At 57.2% G+C, this 14273-nt stretch carries 22 protein-coding genes, 1 tRNA gene and 1 pseudogene; 11 read left to right on the top strand and 13 right to left on the bottom strand.

Annotation, left to right across the window (positions count from 1 at the left end; all coding sequences use genetic code 11):
* Positions 1-1086 (bottom strand): calcium/sodium antiporter, encoded by a 1086-nt coding sequence (locus tag ACLM45_RS00085; RefSeq protein ID WP_413330798.1) that lies wholly within the window; start codon positions 1084-1086, stop codon positions 1-3.
* A 101-nt stretch (positions 1087-1187) separates the two neighbouring features.
* Here ACLM45_RS00085 and ACLM45_RS00090 point away from each other — a divergent pair, with 101 nt between their 5' ends.
* The 3 genes from ACLM45_RS00090 to ACLM45_RS00100 are packed head-to-tail and all read left to right on the top strand — an operon-like array spanning position 1188 to position 4185.
* A complete protein-coding gene (locus ACLM45_RS00090; protein WP_415408470.1) occupies positions 1188-2867 on the top strand; it encodes a SulP family inorganic anion transporter in 1680 nt (559 codons plus the stop codon).
* 3 nt (positions 2868-2870) lie between these two features.
* Positions 2871-3986, top strand: coding sequence for a dihydroorotase (gene pyrC, locus ACLM45_RS00095; protein WP_415409921.1), 1116 nt, complete (start codon positions 2871-2873; stop codon positions 3984-3986).
* Between the two features lie 31 nt (positions 3987-4017).
* Positions 4018-4185, top strand: a complete 168-nt coding sequence (locus ACLM45_RS00100) for a hypothetical protein (RefSeq protein ID WP_415409922.1) — start codon at positions 4018-4020, stop codon at positions 4183-4185.
* Positions 4186-4281: 96 nt separating this feature from the next.
* On the opposite strand, the gene ACLM45_RS00105 is transcribed toward ACLM45_RS00100, so the two are convergent.
* The 3 genes from ACLM45_RS00105 to ACLM45_RS00115 all read right to left on the bottom strand — a co-directional run bounded on the left by ACLM45_RS00105 (position 4282) and on the right by ACLM45_RS00115 (position 5450).
* Positions 4282-5052, bottom strand: coding sequence for a hypothetical protein (locus tag ACLM45_RS00105; RefSeq protein WP_415409924.1), 771 nt, complete (start codon positions 5050-5052; stop codon positions 4282-4284).
* Positions 5053-5064: 12 nt separating this feature from the next.
* Positions 5065-5280 carry a hypothetical protein gene (locus tag ACLM45_RS00110; RefSeq protein WP_415409926.1) on the bottom strand — a complete coding sequence of 72 codons (216 nt, stop codon included), beginning with the start codon at positions 5278-5280 and terminating at the stop codon, positions 5065-5067.
* Between the two features lie 84 nt (positions 5281-5364).
* A tRNA-Leu gene (locus tag ACLM45_RS00115) sits at positions 5365-5450 on the bottom strand.
* 46 nt (positions 5451-5496) lie between these two features.
* Between ACLM45_RS00115 and ACLM45_RS00120 the strand changes: the two genes are divergently transcribed.
* The 3 genes from ACLM45_RS00120 to trpA are packed head-to-tail and all read left to right on the top strand — an operon-like array spanning position 5497 to position 6953.
* Positions 5497-5760 carry an NAD(P)H-quinone oxidoreductase subunit L gene (locus ACLM45_RS00120; protein WP_415409927.1) on the top strand — a complete coding sequence of 88 codons (264 nt, stop codon included), beginning with the start codon at positions 5497-5499 and terminating at the stop codon, positions 5758-5760.
* A 1-nt stretch (position 5761) separates the two neighbouring features.
* Positions 5762-6118, top strand: coding sequence for a DUF3007 family protein (locus ACLM45_RS00125; RefSeq protein WP_006040827.1), 357 nt, complete (start codon positions 5762-5764; stop codon positions 6116-6118).
* Between the two features lie 31 nt (positions 6119-6149).
* A complete protein-coding gene (trpA, locus tag ACLM45_RS00130) occupies positions 6150-6953 on the top strand; it encodes a tryptophan synthase subunit alpha (RefSeq protein ID WP_006040828.1) in 804 nt (267 codons plus the stop codon).
* 3 nt (positions 6954-6956) lie between these two features.
* On the opposite strand, the gene ACLM45_RS00135 is transcribed toward trpA, so the two are convergent.
* Complete coding sequence (locus tag ACLM45_RS00135) at positions 6957-7328, bottom strand: AbrB family transcriptional regulator (RefSeq protein ID WP_006040829.1); 372 nt, start codon at positions 7326-7328, stop codon at positions 6957-6959.
* 94 nt (positions 7329-7422) lie between these two features.
* On the opposite strand from ACLM45_RS00135, the gene ACLM45_RS00140 reads away from it, so the two are divergent.
* Positions 7423-7692, top strand: a complete 270-nt coding sequence (locus ACLM45_RS00140; protein WP_038004770.1) for a YciI family protein — start codon at positions 7423-7425, stop codon at positions 7690-7692.
* Here ACLM45_RS00140 and ACLM45_RS00145 read toward each other — a convergent pair.
* A complete protein-coding gene (locus ACLM45_RS00145) occupies positions 7668-8009 on the bottom strand; it encodes a c-type cytochrome (RefSeq protein WP_415409930.1) in 342 nt (113 codons plus the stop codon). The genes ACLM45_RS00140 and ACLM45_RS00145 overlap by 25 nt on opposite strands.
* Positions 8010-8032: 23 nt before the next feature.
* Positions 8033-8278 (bottom strand): DUF3136 domain-containing protein, encoded by a 246-nt coding sequence (locus ACLM45_RS00150; RefSeq protein ID WP_006040832.1) that lies wholly within the window; start codon positions 8276-8278, stop codon positions 8033-8035.
* 85 nt (positions 8279-8363) lie between these two features.
* Between ACLM45_RS00150 and ACLM45_RS00155 the strand changes: the two are divergent.
* Positions 8364-8825, top strand: a pseudogene (locus ACLM45_RS00155) (Nif11 domain/cupin domain-containing protein); the annotation flags it as partial.
* Here ACLM45_RS00155 and ACLM45_RS00160 read toward each other — a convergent pair.
* The 5 genes from ACLM45_RS00160 to ACLM45_RS00180 all read right to left on the bottom strand — a co-directional run bounded on the left by ACLM45_RS00160 (position 8788) and on the right by ACLM45_RS00180 (position 11362).
* The gene (locus ACLM45_RS00160; protein ID WP_415409932.1) at positions 8788-9351 is read right to left on the bottom strand and encodes a phosphate-starvation-inducible PsiE family protein; all 564 of its coding nucleotides are present in this window, start codon (positions 9349-9351) and stop codon (positions 8788-8790) included. The pseudogene ACLM45_RS00155 and the gene ACLM45_RS00160 overlap by 38 nt on opposite strands.
* A 6-nt stretch (positions 9352-9357) precedes the next feature.
* On the bottom strand, positions 9358-9612 hold the full coding sequence (locus ACLM45_RS00165) for a hypothetical protein (RefSeq protein ID WP_415409934.1): 255 nt from the start codon (positions 9610-9612) through the stop codon (positions 9358-9360).
* Between the two features lie 41 nt (positions 9613-9653).
* A complete protein-coding gene (locus ACLM45_RS00170) occupies positions 9654-9986 on the bottom strand; it encodes a hypothetical protein (RefSeq protein ID WP_006040837.1) in 333 nt (110 codons plus the stop codon).
* Entirely contained in the window at positions 9983-10342 is a 360-nt protein-coding gene (locus ACLM45_RS00175; protein ID WP_415409936.1) for a YkvA family protein, read from the bottom strand. Before ACLM45_RS00175 ends, ACLM45_RS00170 begins: the two co-directional genes overlap by 4 nt.
* 93 nt (positions 10343-10435) lie before the next feature.
* Complete coding sequence (locus ACLM45_RS00180; RefSeq protein ID WP_413330788.1) at positions 10436-11362, bottom strand: sigma-70 family RNA polymerase sigma factor; 927 nt, start codon at positions 11360-11362, stop codon at positions 10436-10438.
* A gap of 250 nt (positions 11363-11612) precedes the next feature.
* Between ACLM45_RS00180 and ACLM45_RS00185 the strand changes: the two genes are divergently transcribed.
* The 3 genes from ACLM45_RS00185 (at position 11613) to ACLM45_RS00195 (ending at position 13579) form a co-directional block, all read left to right on the top strand.
* Entirely contained in the window at positions 11613-12104 is a 492-nt protein-coding gene (locus ACLM45_RS00185) for a DUF2214 family protein (RefSeq protein ID WP_006040841.1), read from the top strand.
* Positions 12105-12116: 12 nt separating this feature from the next.
* Positions 12117-12773 carry a peptidase gene (locus ACLM45_RS00190; RefSeq protein WP_415409938.1) on the top strand — a complete coding sequence of 219 codons (657 nt, stop codon included), beginning with the start codon at positions 12117-12119 and terminating at the stop codon, positions 12771-12773.
* Positions 12774-12844: 71 nt separating this feature from the next.
* Complete coding sequence (locus ACLM45_RS00195; protein ID WP_415409940.1) at positions 12845-13579, top strand: L,D-transpeptidase; 735 nt, start codon at positions 12845-12847, stop codon at positions 13577-13579.
* Positions 13580-13588: 9 nt separating this feature from the next.
* Here the strand turns inward: ACLM45_RS00195 and hisIE are convergent, their stop codons facing one another.
* Positions 13589-14257: a bifunctional phosphoribosyl-AMP cyclohydrolase/phosphoribosyl-ATP diphosphatase HisIE gene (gene hisIE, locus ACLM45_RS00200; protein ID WP_415409942.1), complete on the bottom strand. Its 669-nt coding sequence runs from the start codon at positions 14255-14257 to the stop codon at positions 13589-13591.
* Positions 14258-14273 lie beyond the last annotated feature (16 nt).

The raw sequence follows: 14273 nt of genomic DNA on the forward strand, positions 1-14273 counted from the left end.
TTAGGACTTGGTTCTCCAGAACACCAAGGCCTGAGTCATGATCACAATCATCACGACCGGCAGCACCAGGCAGAGCATCAACAGCCGGAATTCGTCTGACCAACTGGCGAGAGTTGTTCTCGGAAGAACGTTGTCAACGATGTACAAGATGTACAAACCCAGCAACAGTCCACCTTCCAGTCGGCTGATCCGACCGCGCGTCCAGAAGATCGGCAAGCAGGCCAAGCTGGTCAGCAACATCACCGGCAGGTCGTCCTGAATCAGTTCGGGGCTGACGTCCAGGCCGCGGCCAGCGGCAGCCAAGGCTCCACCGCCCAGCACCAGCAGAAGGTTCAGCAGGCAGCTGCCCACCACGTTGCCGATGGCCAGATCAGTGCGCCCGCGCAGGGCGGCCACCAGGGAGGTGATCAATTCCGGCATCGAGGTTCCGGCGGAAACGATCGTCAGACCGATCACTGCCTCACTGACCCCCAGATAGGTGGCAGCTTCAGTGGCGCCGCTGACCAACACCCGGGATCCGATGGTGAGGATGCCGATACCTCCGATCAACCGCAGAACCGCAAGGATCCAACCCCCGCTCGCTGCGTTCTCTTCGATGTCAGGTTCAGCGCTGCCGCTGTCGTCTGGTTGTTCACGGGCGGTGCGGATTTCCCAGACCGAATTGATCACCAACGCCAGAAGCAGGGCAAGCCCCGCCTGCCAGGTCACCCGCCCTGCTGAGGCCATACCCCATACAGCGGCCGAGACCGCAATCAGGAGGGGGACATCCCGCCGCACGAGTCGGCTCTCCACCCGGAGAGGCATCACCAGGGCACTGCTGCCCAGCACCACCATCACATTGAAGATGTTGCTGCCGACCACATTGCTCACGGCCAGGGTGTCAAATCCCTGGGACACCGAGCTCAGGGTCACAAACAATTCAGGGGCACTGGTGCCCAGTGACACGACCGTGAGGCCGATCACCAGCTGGGGAATCCCGAAAATCAATGACAAGGTGACCGCACCCTGCACGAAGATTTCACCACCGCCGAACAGCAGAGCGATCCCGACCAGAACTTCCAGGAATGCAGACAGAAACGGAGGCATCGCTACCTGAGGCCTGATCCCATTCTGCTTTGTCGAGCTTCACCCCTTGATGCGCTGATGTGGGGCTGATTGTTTTGAGCGGGATCTAGCATTCGCCACCAATGGCTTGCTATGGCGTGTTTCTGAATCACATCAGCACCCGCAACATCCGAGGTGATCTCTTCGGTGGATTGACGGCAGCTGTGGTGGCCCTTCCCATGGCACTTGCTTTCGGGGTGGCTTCAGGGGCAGGAGCTGCTGCAGGTTTGTGGGGTGCCGTGATCATTGGCTTGATGGCCTCTCTGTTCGGGGGGACTCCCACGCTGATTTCAGAGCCCACAGGTCCGATGACGGTGGTGTTCACCGCAGTGATCCTGAGCTTCACGAGCCAGATCCCTGATCGTGGAACCGCTCTGGCGATGGCCTTCACCGTGGTGGTGCTGGCCGGTGTGTTCCAGATCCTGTTCGGATTTTTCCGTCTGGGTCGGTACATCACGATGATGCCCTACACCGTGATTTCCGGGTTCATGTCCGGAATCGGCGTGATCCTGGTGATCCTCCAGCTCGCTCCGTTCTTCGGTCAGGACAGCCCGAGTGGGGGAGTGATCGGAACACTGAGCAGTCTTCCGGAGCTCGCGGCCGGAATTCAGCCGCTTGAGCTCGCCCTCGCCGTGATCACACTGCTCATTCTCTGGTTCACTCCTGAGCAGCTGAAGCGTTTCTGTCCTCCCCAGCTACTGGCACTGGTGATCGGCACGTTGCTGTCGTTAACGGTCTTCGGGGATGTGGAACTCCGCCGAATTGGCACGTTCACAGCTGAGTTCCCCACCTTTCAGGTCCCAACGTTCTCCACGGATCAGATTCGCCTGATGGTGGTGAACGGTGCGGTTCTGGGCATGCTCGGCTGCATTGATGCGTTGCTCACATCTGTTGTGGCTGACAGCCTCACCCGCACAGAGCATGACTCCAATAAAGAATTGATTGGTCAGGGTCTTGGCAATGTGATGTCGGGGCTGTTTGGCGGTCTTCCCGGTGCAGGGGCAACGATGGGAACTGTTGTGAATATTCAGGCCGGTGGACGATCCGCCCTCTCAGGAATCGTGCGTGCGCTGATTCTGATGCTGGTGATCCTGCTTGCGGCCCCATTGGCTTCTCGCATCCCCTTGGCCGTTCTCGCGGGCATCGCACTCAAGGTCGGTTTCGACATCATCGACTGGAGCTTTCTCAAGCGGGCGCATCATCTCTCGATCAAGGCGGCCTGCATCACTTATGGCGTGATCGCGCTCACTGTTTTGGTTGATTTGATCTGGGCCGTGTTCATCGGGGTGTTCGTTGCGAATGTCCTCACGATCGAGCGGATGACAGCGCTTCAGGCCAAAGGGGTGAAGACCATTACCACGACCGATGATGACGTTGAACTTCCTGAGCAGGAGCAGGCTTTGCTCGATCAGGCCTCAGGGCGACTTTTGCTCTTCCAGCTCACCGGCCCGATGATTTTTGGTGTAGCCAAGACGATCAGTCGCGAACACAACGCCATCGAAGATTGCGACGCTGTGTTGTTTGACCTGAGCGAAGTCTCTCACCTGGGTGTGACGGCATCGTTGGCGCTGGAGAATGCCATCAAGGAAGCCGTGGAAGTCGGCCGTTCTGTTTATCTGGTCGTGATTGCTGGATCAGCCACACGCACTCGTCTCGAGAAGCTGAAGCTTCTTGAACTTCTTCCCGAGCACCACGTGAGCGAGGATCGCGAAGAGATTCTTCGCCGAGCCGTCGGCGAGCTTCCCGTTCTTCAGGAGGTCTGACCATTGCAGGACAGTCCCAGCCGTCTGGTGCTTCGCCGTCCTGATGACTGGCATGTGCACCTTCGGGATGGAGCCATGCTCAGAGCCGTCGTTCCTGCGACAGCCAGGGTGTTTGCCAGGGCGATTGTGATGCCCAACCTGAAACCACCCGTGACCACGGTGGATCAGGCGCGCGCTTACCGGGACCGAATTATGGAGGCAGTTCCAGCGGATACGAGGTTCGAGCCGCTGATGACGGCCTATCTCACTGATCACTTGGATCCTTCCGAGCTTGAGCGTGGTTTCACTGAGGGTGTGTTCACCGCAGCCAAGCTTTACCCCGCCAACGCCACAACCAATTCAGCCGCTGGCGTGAGTGATCTGTCCAAGATCAGTGAGGTTTTGGAGCGGATGGAGGCCATCGACATGCCCCTGCTCATTCACGGAGAGGTTACCGATTGTGATGTGGATGTTTTTGACCGGGAAGCCGCGTTCATCGAAACCCACCTGATCCCCCTTCGGAGACGCTATCCAGCCCTGCGGATCGTGCTTGAGCACATCACCACTCAACAAGCCGTCGATTTCATCAGCAATGCAAGCCTGGCGGGTGATTCCCGCATCGCGGCCACCATCACGCCTCACCATCTGCATCTCAACCGTAATGCGATGTTCATGGGTGGTCTTCGCAGCGACTTCTATTGCCTTCCGGTGGTGAAGAGGGAATGCCATCGACGCGCTCTAGTCAAGGCAGCCACCAGTGGTCTTCCCTGTTTCTTCCTCGGGACCGATTCAGCCCCGCATCCACGTTCAGGTAAGGAATCGGCCTGTGGATGTGCCGGCATCTTCAACGCGATGCATGCTCTCGAGAGCTACGCCACCGTTTTCGAACAGGAGGGGGCCCTGGATCGTCTCGAGGGCTTTGCCAGTGAGCATGGGCCCCGGTTCTACGGTCTTTCTCCAAACGCTGAAACCCTCACGCTCGTGAAACAGGAACAGATCGTTCCCATGCGCCTCGAATCGACGCCGTCGATCCAGCTTGGGGACGCGGGACTCGAAGCCGGTGAATGGCCGGTTCTGTTTCATGCCGGCGAAACGCTGACCTGGTCGGTGCATGTCGATGGGCAAGCGGAGACCAACTGAATAGGGTTCGTTCATGCGTACACCTCATTGCATGGGCGATTCGCAGATCCAGACTCCCGATGCAGAACAGTATTGGCATCTCTGGACGGACGATGAGGGCATCAGTCGACATCAGCTCTGCACGATCAGTGAGCTCAAGCTCGGCCGGCTCGGGCCTCGGAACTCACCACAGTTTTCCCGGGATCTGCGGAGCTGGTAGCAAAATCAATCGGTGGCTTGCACCGTTTCCTGAACGGTAGGAAGAGCTTCCGTTGACGTCAGGAGATGCGTGAGGAGGCGCAGCGTTTTGGCAGGGTTAGCCCTGCCAGCGATTCAGTTGAGTGATCATCTTGGCGACAATGGCACTCCAACCTGTCTGATGACTGGCTCCAACGCCCGCTCCACTGCAGCCGTGGAAGTATTCATTGAACAGCAGGAGATCACGCCAGAGAGGATCATTCTGGAACTGTTCAACAGAACCGTTGAACGCACGTCGACCGTTGGCATCGCGGCGGAAAATGCCAATCAGGGGTTTCTCCAGCTCCAATGAAATCTGCCAAAGGTTCAGTTCTCGTCCGGATCCCGTATCGCTCACCACTGCTCCGTCTGCAAGACGAATGCGCGGACGTGCGCTGTCTTCATCGCCCCAGTCCCAAGTGTTGCGGAACCAGAGACTGGGAAGCAGATGAAGCTCCGCGGCTTCTGATCCCTGGTTGGTCACAGTGAGACGGATCAATAGATCCTCTGGCGACACCTTCGCGTATTCGACGTTCAGATCGAAGAAGCGGTTTCCAGAGAAAATTCCGGTGTCGACCAACTCGAATTCAGTCTCATCCCGGCTGCGGCGTTGGTTCTCTTCGCGCAGCTGTTCGTAGGGAAAGCGTTCCTGCGGATAGCGGTACAGCGCCTTGGCATAGCTGCATGTGGGTGTACCTGCCAGGTGGTACATCGTGTCTTTCAGGTCTTCACCGTGATTGCCTTCGGGGTTGCCCAGGCCGAGCAGGCGTTCCTTGAGCACTGGATCTTTCCCGTTCCAAAGCACGGGAGCGAAGCAGAGCAGACCGTTGGCATCGCTCAGACCCAGCAAACCATCTTCACCTCAGCGGTAGGCCCGCAAGTGGCTGTAATCAAAGGGAAAGGACTTCCAGGCGTTCCCGTCGTCGGAATAATCCTCTCGGACAGTTCCCCACTGGCGATCACTGAGATAAGTCCCCCAGAGATCCCAGGGCTTCAAGTTCTCATCCCGCTCCCTGGCTCGAACCAGCTCCATCGGCTCTTCGCCGAGTTGGGTGGTGGACATTACGGAGGTTGCCATGCAGTTGGCTTATCCCTTTCCCCAGAACGTATAGAGGGACTTAGAGACTGCCCATGCAATTGCGGTCTGCTCGAAGGCGAGGGATGGGGGCGGGGGGACTTGAACCCCCACAGGCTTTTCAGCCCAAACGATTTTAAGTCGTGTGCGTCTACCGATTCCGCCACGCCCCCTGGAAACCCACCGGCTCCGTAGCGGCATCCTAGATTCCCTGTGGACATGGAATCATCAGTGACGATCGAGACGCTTCTGAATGCCTTCCCCCAGGACACCCTTCTGGTGATCGGTGCCTATGGAGTCCTCGGAGCTGCCTATCTGGTGGTTGTTCCTCTGTTTCTTTATTTCTGGATGAACCGTCGTTGGACGGTGATGGGAAAGCTGGAGCGCCTAGGGATCTACGGCCTGGTGTTTCTTTTCTTCCCAGGCTTGATCCTGTTTGCACCGTTCCTCAATCTGCGACTGAGCGGACAGGGAGACGTTTGATTTGACGCGGGCAGGAGTTCTGACACTGGGTGCCGCCCTTTTTGTGGTCGGCGGGCTGGGATATGGAGCTTTCCAAGCGTTGGGGCTTGAGGGATTTTCAGCCGGCATTGCAGCTGAATCCCTTTTGGTTCTTGTTGTTGTTGGTTGGACAAGCAGTTACCTCTTCCGCGTGATCACCGGACGGATGACCTACATGCAGCAAAGGCGCACTTACAGGGCTGAGTACGACGCTCTGACGGATCAGCAGTTGCAAGCTCGTTTCGATGCCATGACTCCAGAAGAACAGCAAGCATTACTGGCCTCAGTCACCAGCGACACGCCTCCTCAATCCCAGGACAAGGATTCAATCGAACCCTAGGCTCGCATCCGTCACGTTGTCAGATTCTGCAATGCAGCCCTCGTCACGAATCGCTGAGGTCTTTGCAAACACCACCCGTGAGCATCGCCTCGCATTGATGCCTTTCATCGTGGCTGGGGATCCGAATCTGGAAACGACGGCTGAGATCCTTCTCAGCTTGCAGTCCAATGGTGCTGATGTGGTGGAACTGGGTCTTCCCTACAGCGACCCTTTGGCTGATGGACCTGTGATTCAAGCTGCTGCCTACCGCGCACTGTCTCAGAACACCACGGCATCCAAAGTGCTCAGCATGCTGCGTGGGTTAAAAGATCGTCTGACGATGCCAGTGGTGCTGTTTACCTACAGCAATCCCCTTCTGAATCGTGGCGCTGAACAATTCTTTGCGGAGGCCGCAGACGCAGGCGTCTCAGGACTTGTGGTGCCTGATCTTCCCCTCGAGGAAGCCGAACGTTTGTCTCCCCTTGCTGCTCAACAAGGCCTGGATCTGGTTCTGCTTGTGGCACCGACCACTCCAGAAGATCGCAGGCGCAGAATTGCCACATCGAGCCGAGGATTCACCTATCTCGTCAGTGTCACAGGCGTGACGGGTGAACGTGCATCGCTTCAGGAACGCGTGGCGGAGTTGGTGCTTTCTCTCAAAGAATGCGATGCAGGTCCTGTTGCGGTTGGGTTTGGAATCTCAGGGGCTGATCAGGTTCGTCAGGTGCGTGAGTGGGGCGCTGACGGAGCCATCATCGGCAGTGCCCTCGTCAAAAGAATCGCCGCTGCACAACCAGGTTGTGCAGCGGCGAATGCTGGTGAGTTTTGCCGAGAACTTAGACAGGCTGCGGGCTGAAGATCACTCTTCGTCTTCGTCAGTGCCACCCACGGGAACGAGACGAATTTGCTTGCGACCAAGCTTGATCTCGAATTCATCGCCAGGCTTGAGATCGAGCATGGCCGTATAGGCTTTACCGATCAAGAGATTGCCATTGCCTTGAACAGTGGCGACATAGGAAAGTTTGCGGCCTCCCTTGCCGATTCCTCCAACTCCGGCGGTACCAAGATTGACACCCTTGGCTTCGAGTAGTGCTTCGTAGAAGGCTGTGAAGTTGAGGCGCTCTCCTCCGTCCTTTTTGTTGGACACATAACCGCAGGCGCGGACGAGATCAGACTTGCTGACATCACCCAGCTCCTTCACTTTGTTCAATAGGTCAGCGCCTGTAAGCATGGTTGTTGAAAACATCTACTCACTGAACATAGCGCTTGATGTGCAGCATGTGCCATCCTTTGCCTCAGTTTTGTACCAACAGGGCAAGCAACCTATGGCTCGATTCGTTCTCTGGGGGCTGTACTGCGAAGATGCACTTGAGAAAAGAGTGCCGTTTCGTGATGAGCATCTAGCTCGTCTTCAACGTCTTAAGGACGACGGCACCTTGATCACTCTGGGGCCTACCGAGGGAAGCACTCATGTTTTCGGAGTGTTTGAATCGGAGAGTGAATCGTCGGTACGCGCACTGCTCGAAGCGGATGTCTATTGGCGGGAGGGTATCTGGACGCGCCTTGATATCTATTCCTGGATCCAAGCGTTCTGAGCTTGAAGCCAGACCCAATCGCCCACAACGTTGTCATTGCCCTCGCCGAGGACATGGCCATAACCACTCATTTGGCCGATTCCCTCTCGGGCAATGGCTGCGATCGCTTCTGGATTGTCCAAGCCTCGTTTGGATAGATCCTTCAATTTCAGTGAACGGCCGCGGCGGATGATGTTTCCACCGTTGGGGTGACACCCTGCGCAATGAAGATCAAACAGTTGCTCCCCGTCCGGTGCCAGGGCGTCCACGCTCTGAACCGGAACGATGGGAAGGATGAGGGCGATCAACAGCGCAGCAAAAACCAACAGTGATCGCATCACCAAGACTCCGTTCTGATTGATCAGTCTGCCTTTGGGGCTGTTTCATTTGTCTGATTGGAGCGCTGGTAGCGCAGCACGAGATCCTCAGGGGAGCGATAGCTCTGTGGAAGTGACCGATGCAGTCTTTGGAGATAGTCCCAGCAGATGGTTCGCTGAATGGCCGGCATTGATCGTCCTTCTGAGACAAGGCGACGCAGAGCCTGGCAGTAGCTCGAAAACCCTGCTTCCAGATCACCGATGGTCAGAGTGCGGCTCGAGGCTGTCATGAGTGAATCTGTCAGGCTCCCCTGACTTTCGTGGTGCCCCCTGCTTGCCGTCTGTTGCCAGGATCACGAGATCGCTCCAGTTCGGATGGCAGAAGAGGATCTCCAGCAATTTCTGCAGAAGGTCAAAGCGTTGAATGCACTCGTTGAGTGTCTTGAACATGACCCGACACGTTGGAGGCAGTTTGCCGCTTGCTCAGATCACAACGCCGTTGTGTCTCTTGCGGCTTCATGGGGATTTGAGATTGGACGTCGCTGGGGAGAACGTTCCGTTGACGCTCGCTCCGCATCGACGAACACCTCGCAGCTTCTAGCTGATGTGGATTGTTCGCCTGGTGAGGAGCAGGAAGATGTTCTCTGTTCTGGCGTTGGGTGGAGGCTGGTGAAGATCTGCTCGAATGCCGCCAGCAGTCCTCCAGGCTTCTGGTATCAGCAGAATGAAAATGAATGGTTGACCCTTCTCAGGGGAAGCGCCCTGCTCAGGTTGGGTGATCCTGACCAGTGGGTTGATCTCAGTGTTGGTGATCAGCTGTTGTTGCCGGCTGGTCGTCGCCATCGGGTCGAGAGGACTGATCCTTATCCAGGTACGACTTGGTTGGCTCTGTACTGGAGTGGTGATGACGGGAAGACCCATGCGCCGGTTGGATCGAACGCTTGACCAGCCAGTAAGCACCAGCCAGGGCGATCGATGAAATTCCCAGCCCGATGAGGAGCTGGGGCTTGTTCTCCGATCCAGCCGGCAAAACGATCACTTTGCGCGCTACGGCGGTCAAGGCGGTGACGAGAACCAGTTCGATTTGAACAACGTGACGACGCAGGTAGCTGGTGATGTTCTGTAGGACCTCGAGCGCAATCAGGACAGTCAGAAGATCTCCGAGAATGCGGATCAGTCCATCACCAAGCCAATAAGCGTCCTGATCGGTGGTGATCAGGGCCATGGTGACTTTGACCGTGAGCTGAATGAGGGCAGCAACAATCACGACAGCCGTGATCACGGTGAGAAGGATGGCGACCTGTTTTTCTCCCTGATCAACCCATTGGAGAAAACTTCGTCGTCTGCGACGGAGTTCTGACATGGAGGTTCAGTTGCTGCTGAAGGGGTTGTAGTAGGGCTTTGCGGGTGTGTCTCCAGGAGGGTTCTCAATCTTGGTGTTGCAAGTGATTGAGCCGTCGGAACCCTCTACGCAATCAGTAGGAACAACGGTGCTTTGTTGCCCAGTGCGACTGTTGGGGCCGAGAAGCCAGACTTCTGACTGTGCCAGGGCACTTTGGGGAAGGACTAAGGAGAATGCGGTTATCAGGCTGATGCCAGCAAGCTGTTGGATTTGGTAGGGCATCGTTGGTTCTCCACTAATCACTACTCTGCCTGGAATTCTCCTTAGCTGGCGCGACCATCGCGAATTTCCTGAAGGAGAAGGTCGAGCTGACCAAAAGGATCATCGGAGTGCCCCGTTGCAGCAAAAGTCTCGACGGAGTCTGAAGTGGATGGATGGTCTGCCCATTCGGCTTCGATGGCGCAAAGCCTGGCAGCCACTCTCTGCATCCCACCAAGGTTGTGATCTCTCTGAAGAATGTCCAGAAGGGCCGGCATTCGCGTTGACGTGGCACGGAGACTGCGACGCAAGTCGGCCTGTGTGCGTCCCTGTTGCTTGAGCCAGTCCTTGATCAGTGCTCCGAGGTCGTCCTCGAGCTCTTGAGACCAGCCAGTCATGGGTTTAACAACGGGAACCACCGGTCCAGTCTGCGCTGAGCACGCTGCTTGATCTCGGGAGTGATGTGATTCCTGCACAGTCCCAGCAGTGCGGTCAAGGCCACCAGATCGTCGCTGAACCCAGCTACAGGGAGCAGATCAGGGATCAGATCAATTGGTACGACGAGGTAAGTGAGCGCAGCGAGAACAGTGACTCTGGCCTGATGCGGTGTGGCCGGCTCGAGCACCATTTCCAACGCTTCCAGCGCTGGTCGTATTAGGAGTCGACCGCTCCGCTTGAGCAGGTTGCGCAGGAGCCCCTCATCCACCGTGACGTCAACAGGTTTTGGATCGACGGGGGAAGAAGAGGACTCCAACGGGGGCCTTGTCATCAAAATGACCATTATTTTGAGTCACCCCAACACGCTTGAGAAGGAGGGGAGCCGTAGCGGTGATGGTCGGGTTCCCGTTCAAACGCTCATTTCGACCAGTCCGTGCTGAATTCCGGTCTTGCGGAGCTTGCGCAGAGCCCTCTGCACAACCTGGCGGCAATATTCCCGGCTGCAGTTCATCTGACGGGCGACCTCGGCCAACGTTCGCCATTCATTGCTGCCGTCAAGGCCGAAGCGCAGCATGACGACGGTGCGCTCCTTGGGCGTGAGGTTGGATTTATCAAGCAGTTTCCAGGCTGATGCCGTGCGCTCGGCAATCTCAGCCCGCTCCAATGGCGGAATTTCCTCGCTGGGCAGCACATCCACCAGCTCAGACGGGTCAGATTTCGATTTCACCACCCCTTGCAGGCTTACGGTGACGCTGCGCAACTCACAACCAAGAAGATCCTCGACCTCGCTGATCGGGAGATTCATGTCGTCGGAGAGCTGTTCGGTACTCGGCGAAAGTCCATTCCGCTGCATCAGGCGGGCTTTGGAAGCACGTAATTTGGTGAGCTTTTCATTCACATTGACCGGAATGCGAATGGTGCGGCTTTGTGTTGAAAGTGCACGATTGAGGCCTTGCCGGATCCACCAGTAGGCATAGGTGGAAAATCGATGCCCTCGGGTTGGATCATATTTTTCAACAGCTCTGGTCAGCCCGAGTGTTCCCTCCTGGATCAGGTCAAGAAGGTCAAGGCCTTTTCCCTGGTAGCGCTTTGCGAGATTCACGACCAACCTGAGGTTGGCTGTGATCATTTGATTCTTCGCTTTTTCACCACGTTTGATGATGCGTTTTTCGTCTTCGCTGTACTCGCAGGCAGGGCCGCTGCCCCCGGCCAGCATGCAGCGTTCGGTCAGGGTTGCCATCGCCTGGACTTTTCTGCCCATTGTTAATTCCTGTTCAGGCGTCAGTAATTGGTGTCTGCCGATTTCGCCCAGAAAAGCACTCAGGGAGCTCACCATTTTGTTGGCTCTGTTTCCTTGAACCTAGGACGAATGTCTTTCCAGCTGGCCCGTGTAATAAAGAGTGCGGAATTCATAATTTAGACGCAATCTTGAATTTGTACTGAATTCCTTTTTTGTTCATAATTGAGATGGTTTTTCTTCACTTTTTATCTGTCTGAGTATTTCTGCTCTTCGTTGGGCTCTTTTCCAAACAGCGGCTGATGTGCTTCTGCAGCTACCCTCACTTTCGCCGACCTAAGTCGAATCCATGCCTTTGGCCACCGTGCTCACCCCCGAGATCGCCAAGAGTGCGGGAGTGGCCTACATCCACTACGTGAGCTTCATGTTCTGCTTCGCCGCACTGGTGGTTGAGCGCAGGCTGTTGCGTCCGGATCCTGATCGGCGTTCGGCAACGGCGATGGTGATCACCGACATCATTTATGGCATCGCGGCTCTGGCGCTTCTGGTGAGCGGCATCTTCAGGGTTCTTTATTTCGGCCAGGGAAGTGAGTTCTATACCCAGAACCCTCTGTTCTGGTGGAAGGTGGGTCTTTATCTCAGTGTTGGTGCTCTCTCCCTCTACCCAACGATCACCTACATCCTCTGGGCCATCCCCTTGCGTAAGGGCGAACTGCCCAAGGTGAGTGAAGCTCTTGCCACTCGTCTCGGTTGGATCATCAATGTGGAGTTGGTGGGCTTTTCACTGGTTCCCCTTCTCGCCACGCTGATGGCTCGAGGTGTAGGGCTGCCCAGCGTGTAGCGCACGCGATCAATGAACCTTGACCCATGCCCTCCTGCTCAGGCAGAGCGCATTCTGGACGGTGAATCTCTCCGGGCCGGGGCTGCAGCCGCAGCCCCGGGATATGGCAACAAGCTGGCACGGTCTGACTTTGGAGCTCCCTCCTTGCCGCGATGGTGCGTGTGGGTTCAACCCTCTGCTGCGGGTGATGCGGATCGCTGGGAGCGGCGTTGGCTTCAAGGCGTGAATGCAGCGCTGGACAGCTGGGCGAAGCTCTTGCCGATTGTCCGCGTTGACGAGCCCCGACGAGCCCATGTGCGGGTTGAGCGGCGGCGCCCCCCACTGCGTCAGCTGTCTGAAGGATGGCGTGCCAGTAATGGACGAAGCCTTTTGCAGGTGCTGGAGGTGAAGCGTGCCGATCGATCGTTACTTGAGCCCCGGGTCACCGTGTTGGTGTCGCCGGAGCTGCGTGCGTTGGCTTTGAGGGCGACGGCGTTGCATGAGCTCGGTCATGCGTTTGGGCTCTGGGGGCATAGTGACAATCCGGCTGACGCCATGGCGCCTGTGCAGGGGGCGTCTCCGGTGCTTGAGCCTTCCGAGGATGATCGCCTCACGTTGGAGTGGATTCGCCGCCAGCCGACAGGTTTTGGGCAGCCACTCCCTCCAGAGGCTCGGGCTGATGACGCGTAAGCGTTGCTCTTTCGTAGCGTTTGCAACACGTTTTCGTGTTTTCGAGGCTGGTTAATGGCTGTGTCGCTGGGATGTCATCAGGCTCTAAACCCGGCAAGCTGCGGGACAAGAATCCTTCCACTTTGGGTATGTTGCGGAGATGGCGAACCGGACAACTGGTGGGCCTGCCCGCCCTGACTGCTCTGGCGATCGCTGCGGTGGGCTGCAGTCCCTCGGAGCCGAAAGCTGATCAGTCTGTTGGCAGGTCTGAAACCATCCTCATTCAATTGGATGGCGACAATCCCTCGGCTAGTCGGGGGGAGCTGCTGCGCGGACAAGCGCCTCGGCAGTTCAAGGTGGGGTATGGCCGCAATGGCATTGCCTGCAAGGGAACCCGCTTCGAGGAGGGGTGGACTCCCCTGGGAACCTTCCGTGTGAATGCTGTGCTCAGCGCGGATCGCTTCGCGATGGACCCCTCCCTGGTGGAGTCCTCTGGAAAAAGTGAGGCCTATCTGCGAGAGAACCTCTTCCGCAACATGAGTGCGATCGATTTCAAGGGGGATGGCGAAACGGCTGAATATGGCATCGGTTACATCAGCCTGACGCCGGTTCCCCCGACGCCCCAGCCGTTCCGCTTCAACACCTACGACGGCCAGTTCCGTTGGTACAGCTTTGCCATTCACGGCACCAACGACCCCAGCCGAGTCGGTCAGTCAGTGACCGGTGGTTGCATCAATGTCGGACAGGAGGTGATGGCCGACCTGCTTAAGACTGTTCAGCTCGGTGATGAAGTCGTGGTCACATCCGAAAGCCCCTGTGTGTCTTGATGTCGACGTCTAGTGCCGCCTCGGTGCGCCTCTTCGGGCGGCAAGAACTTCTTGCACCTGGCGCCAGCTGACGCCGTGATGGGCCAGGGCTACCTGGAGATGGAAGAGGATGTCAGCCGCTTCACCGGCAATCTCCTCCGGGTTGTCGTCTTTGCAGGCCATGACGAATTCGGCGCTTTCCTCGCCGATCTTCTTGAGGATGCGATTGTCACCGCCGCTCAGCAGTTTGTTGGTGTAGCTGCCCTCGTCAGGGTTCTCCCGGCGGTCTTCGATCACGCGCATCAGTTCGGTGCAGGCATCGGCCGGTGGTGGCAGGGCCTGGTGGCCGCCTTCACTGCGGTGATCTCCGTCTTCAAAGAAACAGCTGCGTGCACCGGTGTGGCAGGCCACATCGCCGCGCTGTTCGATGGTCAGCAGGATCACGTCGGCATCGCAGTCGTAGCGGATGTTGCGCACCGTCTGGGTGTGTCCACTGGTGGCTCCTTTGTGCCAGAGCTCCTTGCGGGAGCGGCTCCAGTAATGCGCTTCGCCGCTGCTGAGGGTGAGCTCCAGCGAGCCACGGTTCATCCAGGCCACCATCAGCACAGCACCGTCAAGCCAGTCCTGCGCAATCGCTGGAATCAGTCCTGCTTCGTTGAAGCGGAGCTGATCGAGGAACGCAGGGGTAAGGGGCTGCATCGCTGGGTGTGGGGTC

It is taken from the genome of Synechococcus sp. A10-1-5-9 (genome assembly GCF_047716785.1).
GTDB lineage: Bacteria > Cyanobacteriota > Cyanobacteriia > PCC-6307 > Cyanobiaceae > Synechococcus_C.

What these genes read in the sequence shown, in the direction of transcription:
- ACLM45_RS00160 (WP_415409932.1), bottom strand. Translation starts at nt 9,351, where the DNA reads ATGTCAGAACTCCGTCGCAGACGACGAAGTTTTCTCCAATGGGTTGAT.
- ACLM45_RS00170 (WP_006040837.1), bottom strand. Translation starts at nt 9,986, where the DNA reads ATGACTGGCTGGTCTCAAGAGCTCGAGGACGACCTCGGAGCACTGATC.
- ACLM45_RS00110 (WP_415409926.1), bottom strand. Translation starts at nt 5,280, where the DNA reads ATGGCAACCTCCGTAATGTCCACCACCCAACTCGGCGAAGAGCCGATG.
- ACLM45_RS00165 (WP_415409934.1), bottom strand. Translation starts at nt 9,612, where the DNA reads ATGCCCTACCAAATCCAACAGCTTGCTGGCATCAGCCTGATAACCGCA.
- ACLM45_RS00085 (WP_413330798.1), bottom strand. Translation starts at nt 1,086, where the DNA reads ATGCCTCCGTTTCTGTCTGCATTCCTGGAAGTTCTGGTCGGGATCGCT.
- hisIE (WP_415409942.1), bottom strand. Translation starts at nt 14,257, where the DNA reads ATGCAGCCCCTTACCCCTGCGTTCCTCGATCAGCTCCGCTTCAACGAA.
- ACLM45_RS00100 (WP_415409922.1), top strand. Translation starts at nt 4,018, where the DNA reads ATGGGCGATTCGCAGATCCAGACTCCCGATGCAGAACAGTATTGGCAT.
- ACLM45_RS00185 (WP_006040841.1), top strand. Translation starts at nt 11,613, where the DNA reads ATGCCTTTGGCCACCGTGCTCACCCCCGAGATCGCCAAGAGTGCGGGA.
- ACLM45_RS00145 (WP_415409930.1), bottom strand. Translation starts at nt 8,009, where the DNA reads ATGCGATCACTGTTGGTTTTTGCTGCGCTGTTGATCGCCCTCATCCTT.
- ACLM45_RS00195 (WP_415409940.1), top strand. Translation starts at nt 12,845, where the DNA reads ATGTCATCAGGCTCTAAACCCGGCAAGCTGCGGGACAAGAATCCTTCC.
- trpA (WP_006040828.1), top strand. Translation starts at nt 6,150, where the DNA reads ATGCAGCCCTCGTCACGAATCGCTGAGGTCTTTGCAAACACCACCCGT.
- ACLM45_RS00150 (WP_006040832.1), bottom strand. Translation starts at nt 8,278, where the DNA reads ATGACAGCCTCGAGCCGCACTCTGACCATCGGTGATCTGGAAGCAGGG.
- ACLM45_RS00090 (WP_415408470.1), top strand. Translation starts at nt 1,188, where the DNA reads ATGGCTTGCTATGGCGTGTTTCTGAATCACATCAGCACCCGCAACATC.
- ACLM45_RS00180 (WP_413330788.1), bottom strand. Translation starts at nt 11,362, where the DNA reads ATGGTGAGCTCCCTGAGTGCTTTTCTGGGCGAAATCGGCAGACACCAA.
- ACLM45_RS00135 (WP_006040829.1), bottom strand. Translation starts at nt 7,328, where the DNA reads ATGCTTACAGGCGCTGACCTATTGAACAAAGTGAAGGAGCTGGGTGAT.
- ACLM45_RS00120 (WP_415409927.1), top strand. Translation starts at nt 5,497, where the DNA reads ATGGAATCATCAGTGACGATCGAGACGCTTCTGAATGCCTTCCCCCAG.
- ACLM45_RS00140 (WP_038004770.1), top strand. Translation starts at nt 7,423, where the DNA reads ATGGCTCGATTCGTTCTCTGGGGGCTGTACTGCGAAGATGCACTTGAG.
- ACLM45_RS00190 (WP_415409938.1), top strand. Translation starts at nt 12,117, where the DNA reads ATGAACCTTGACCCATGCCCTCCTGCTCAGGCAGAGCGCATTCTGGAC.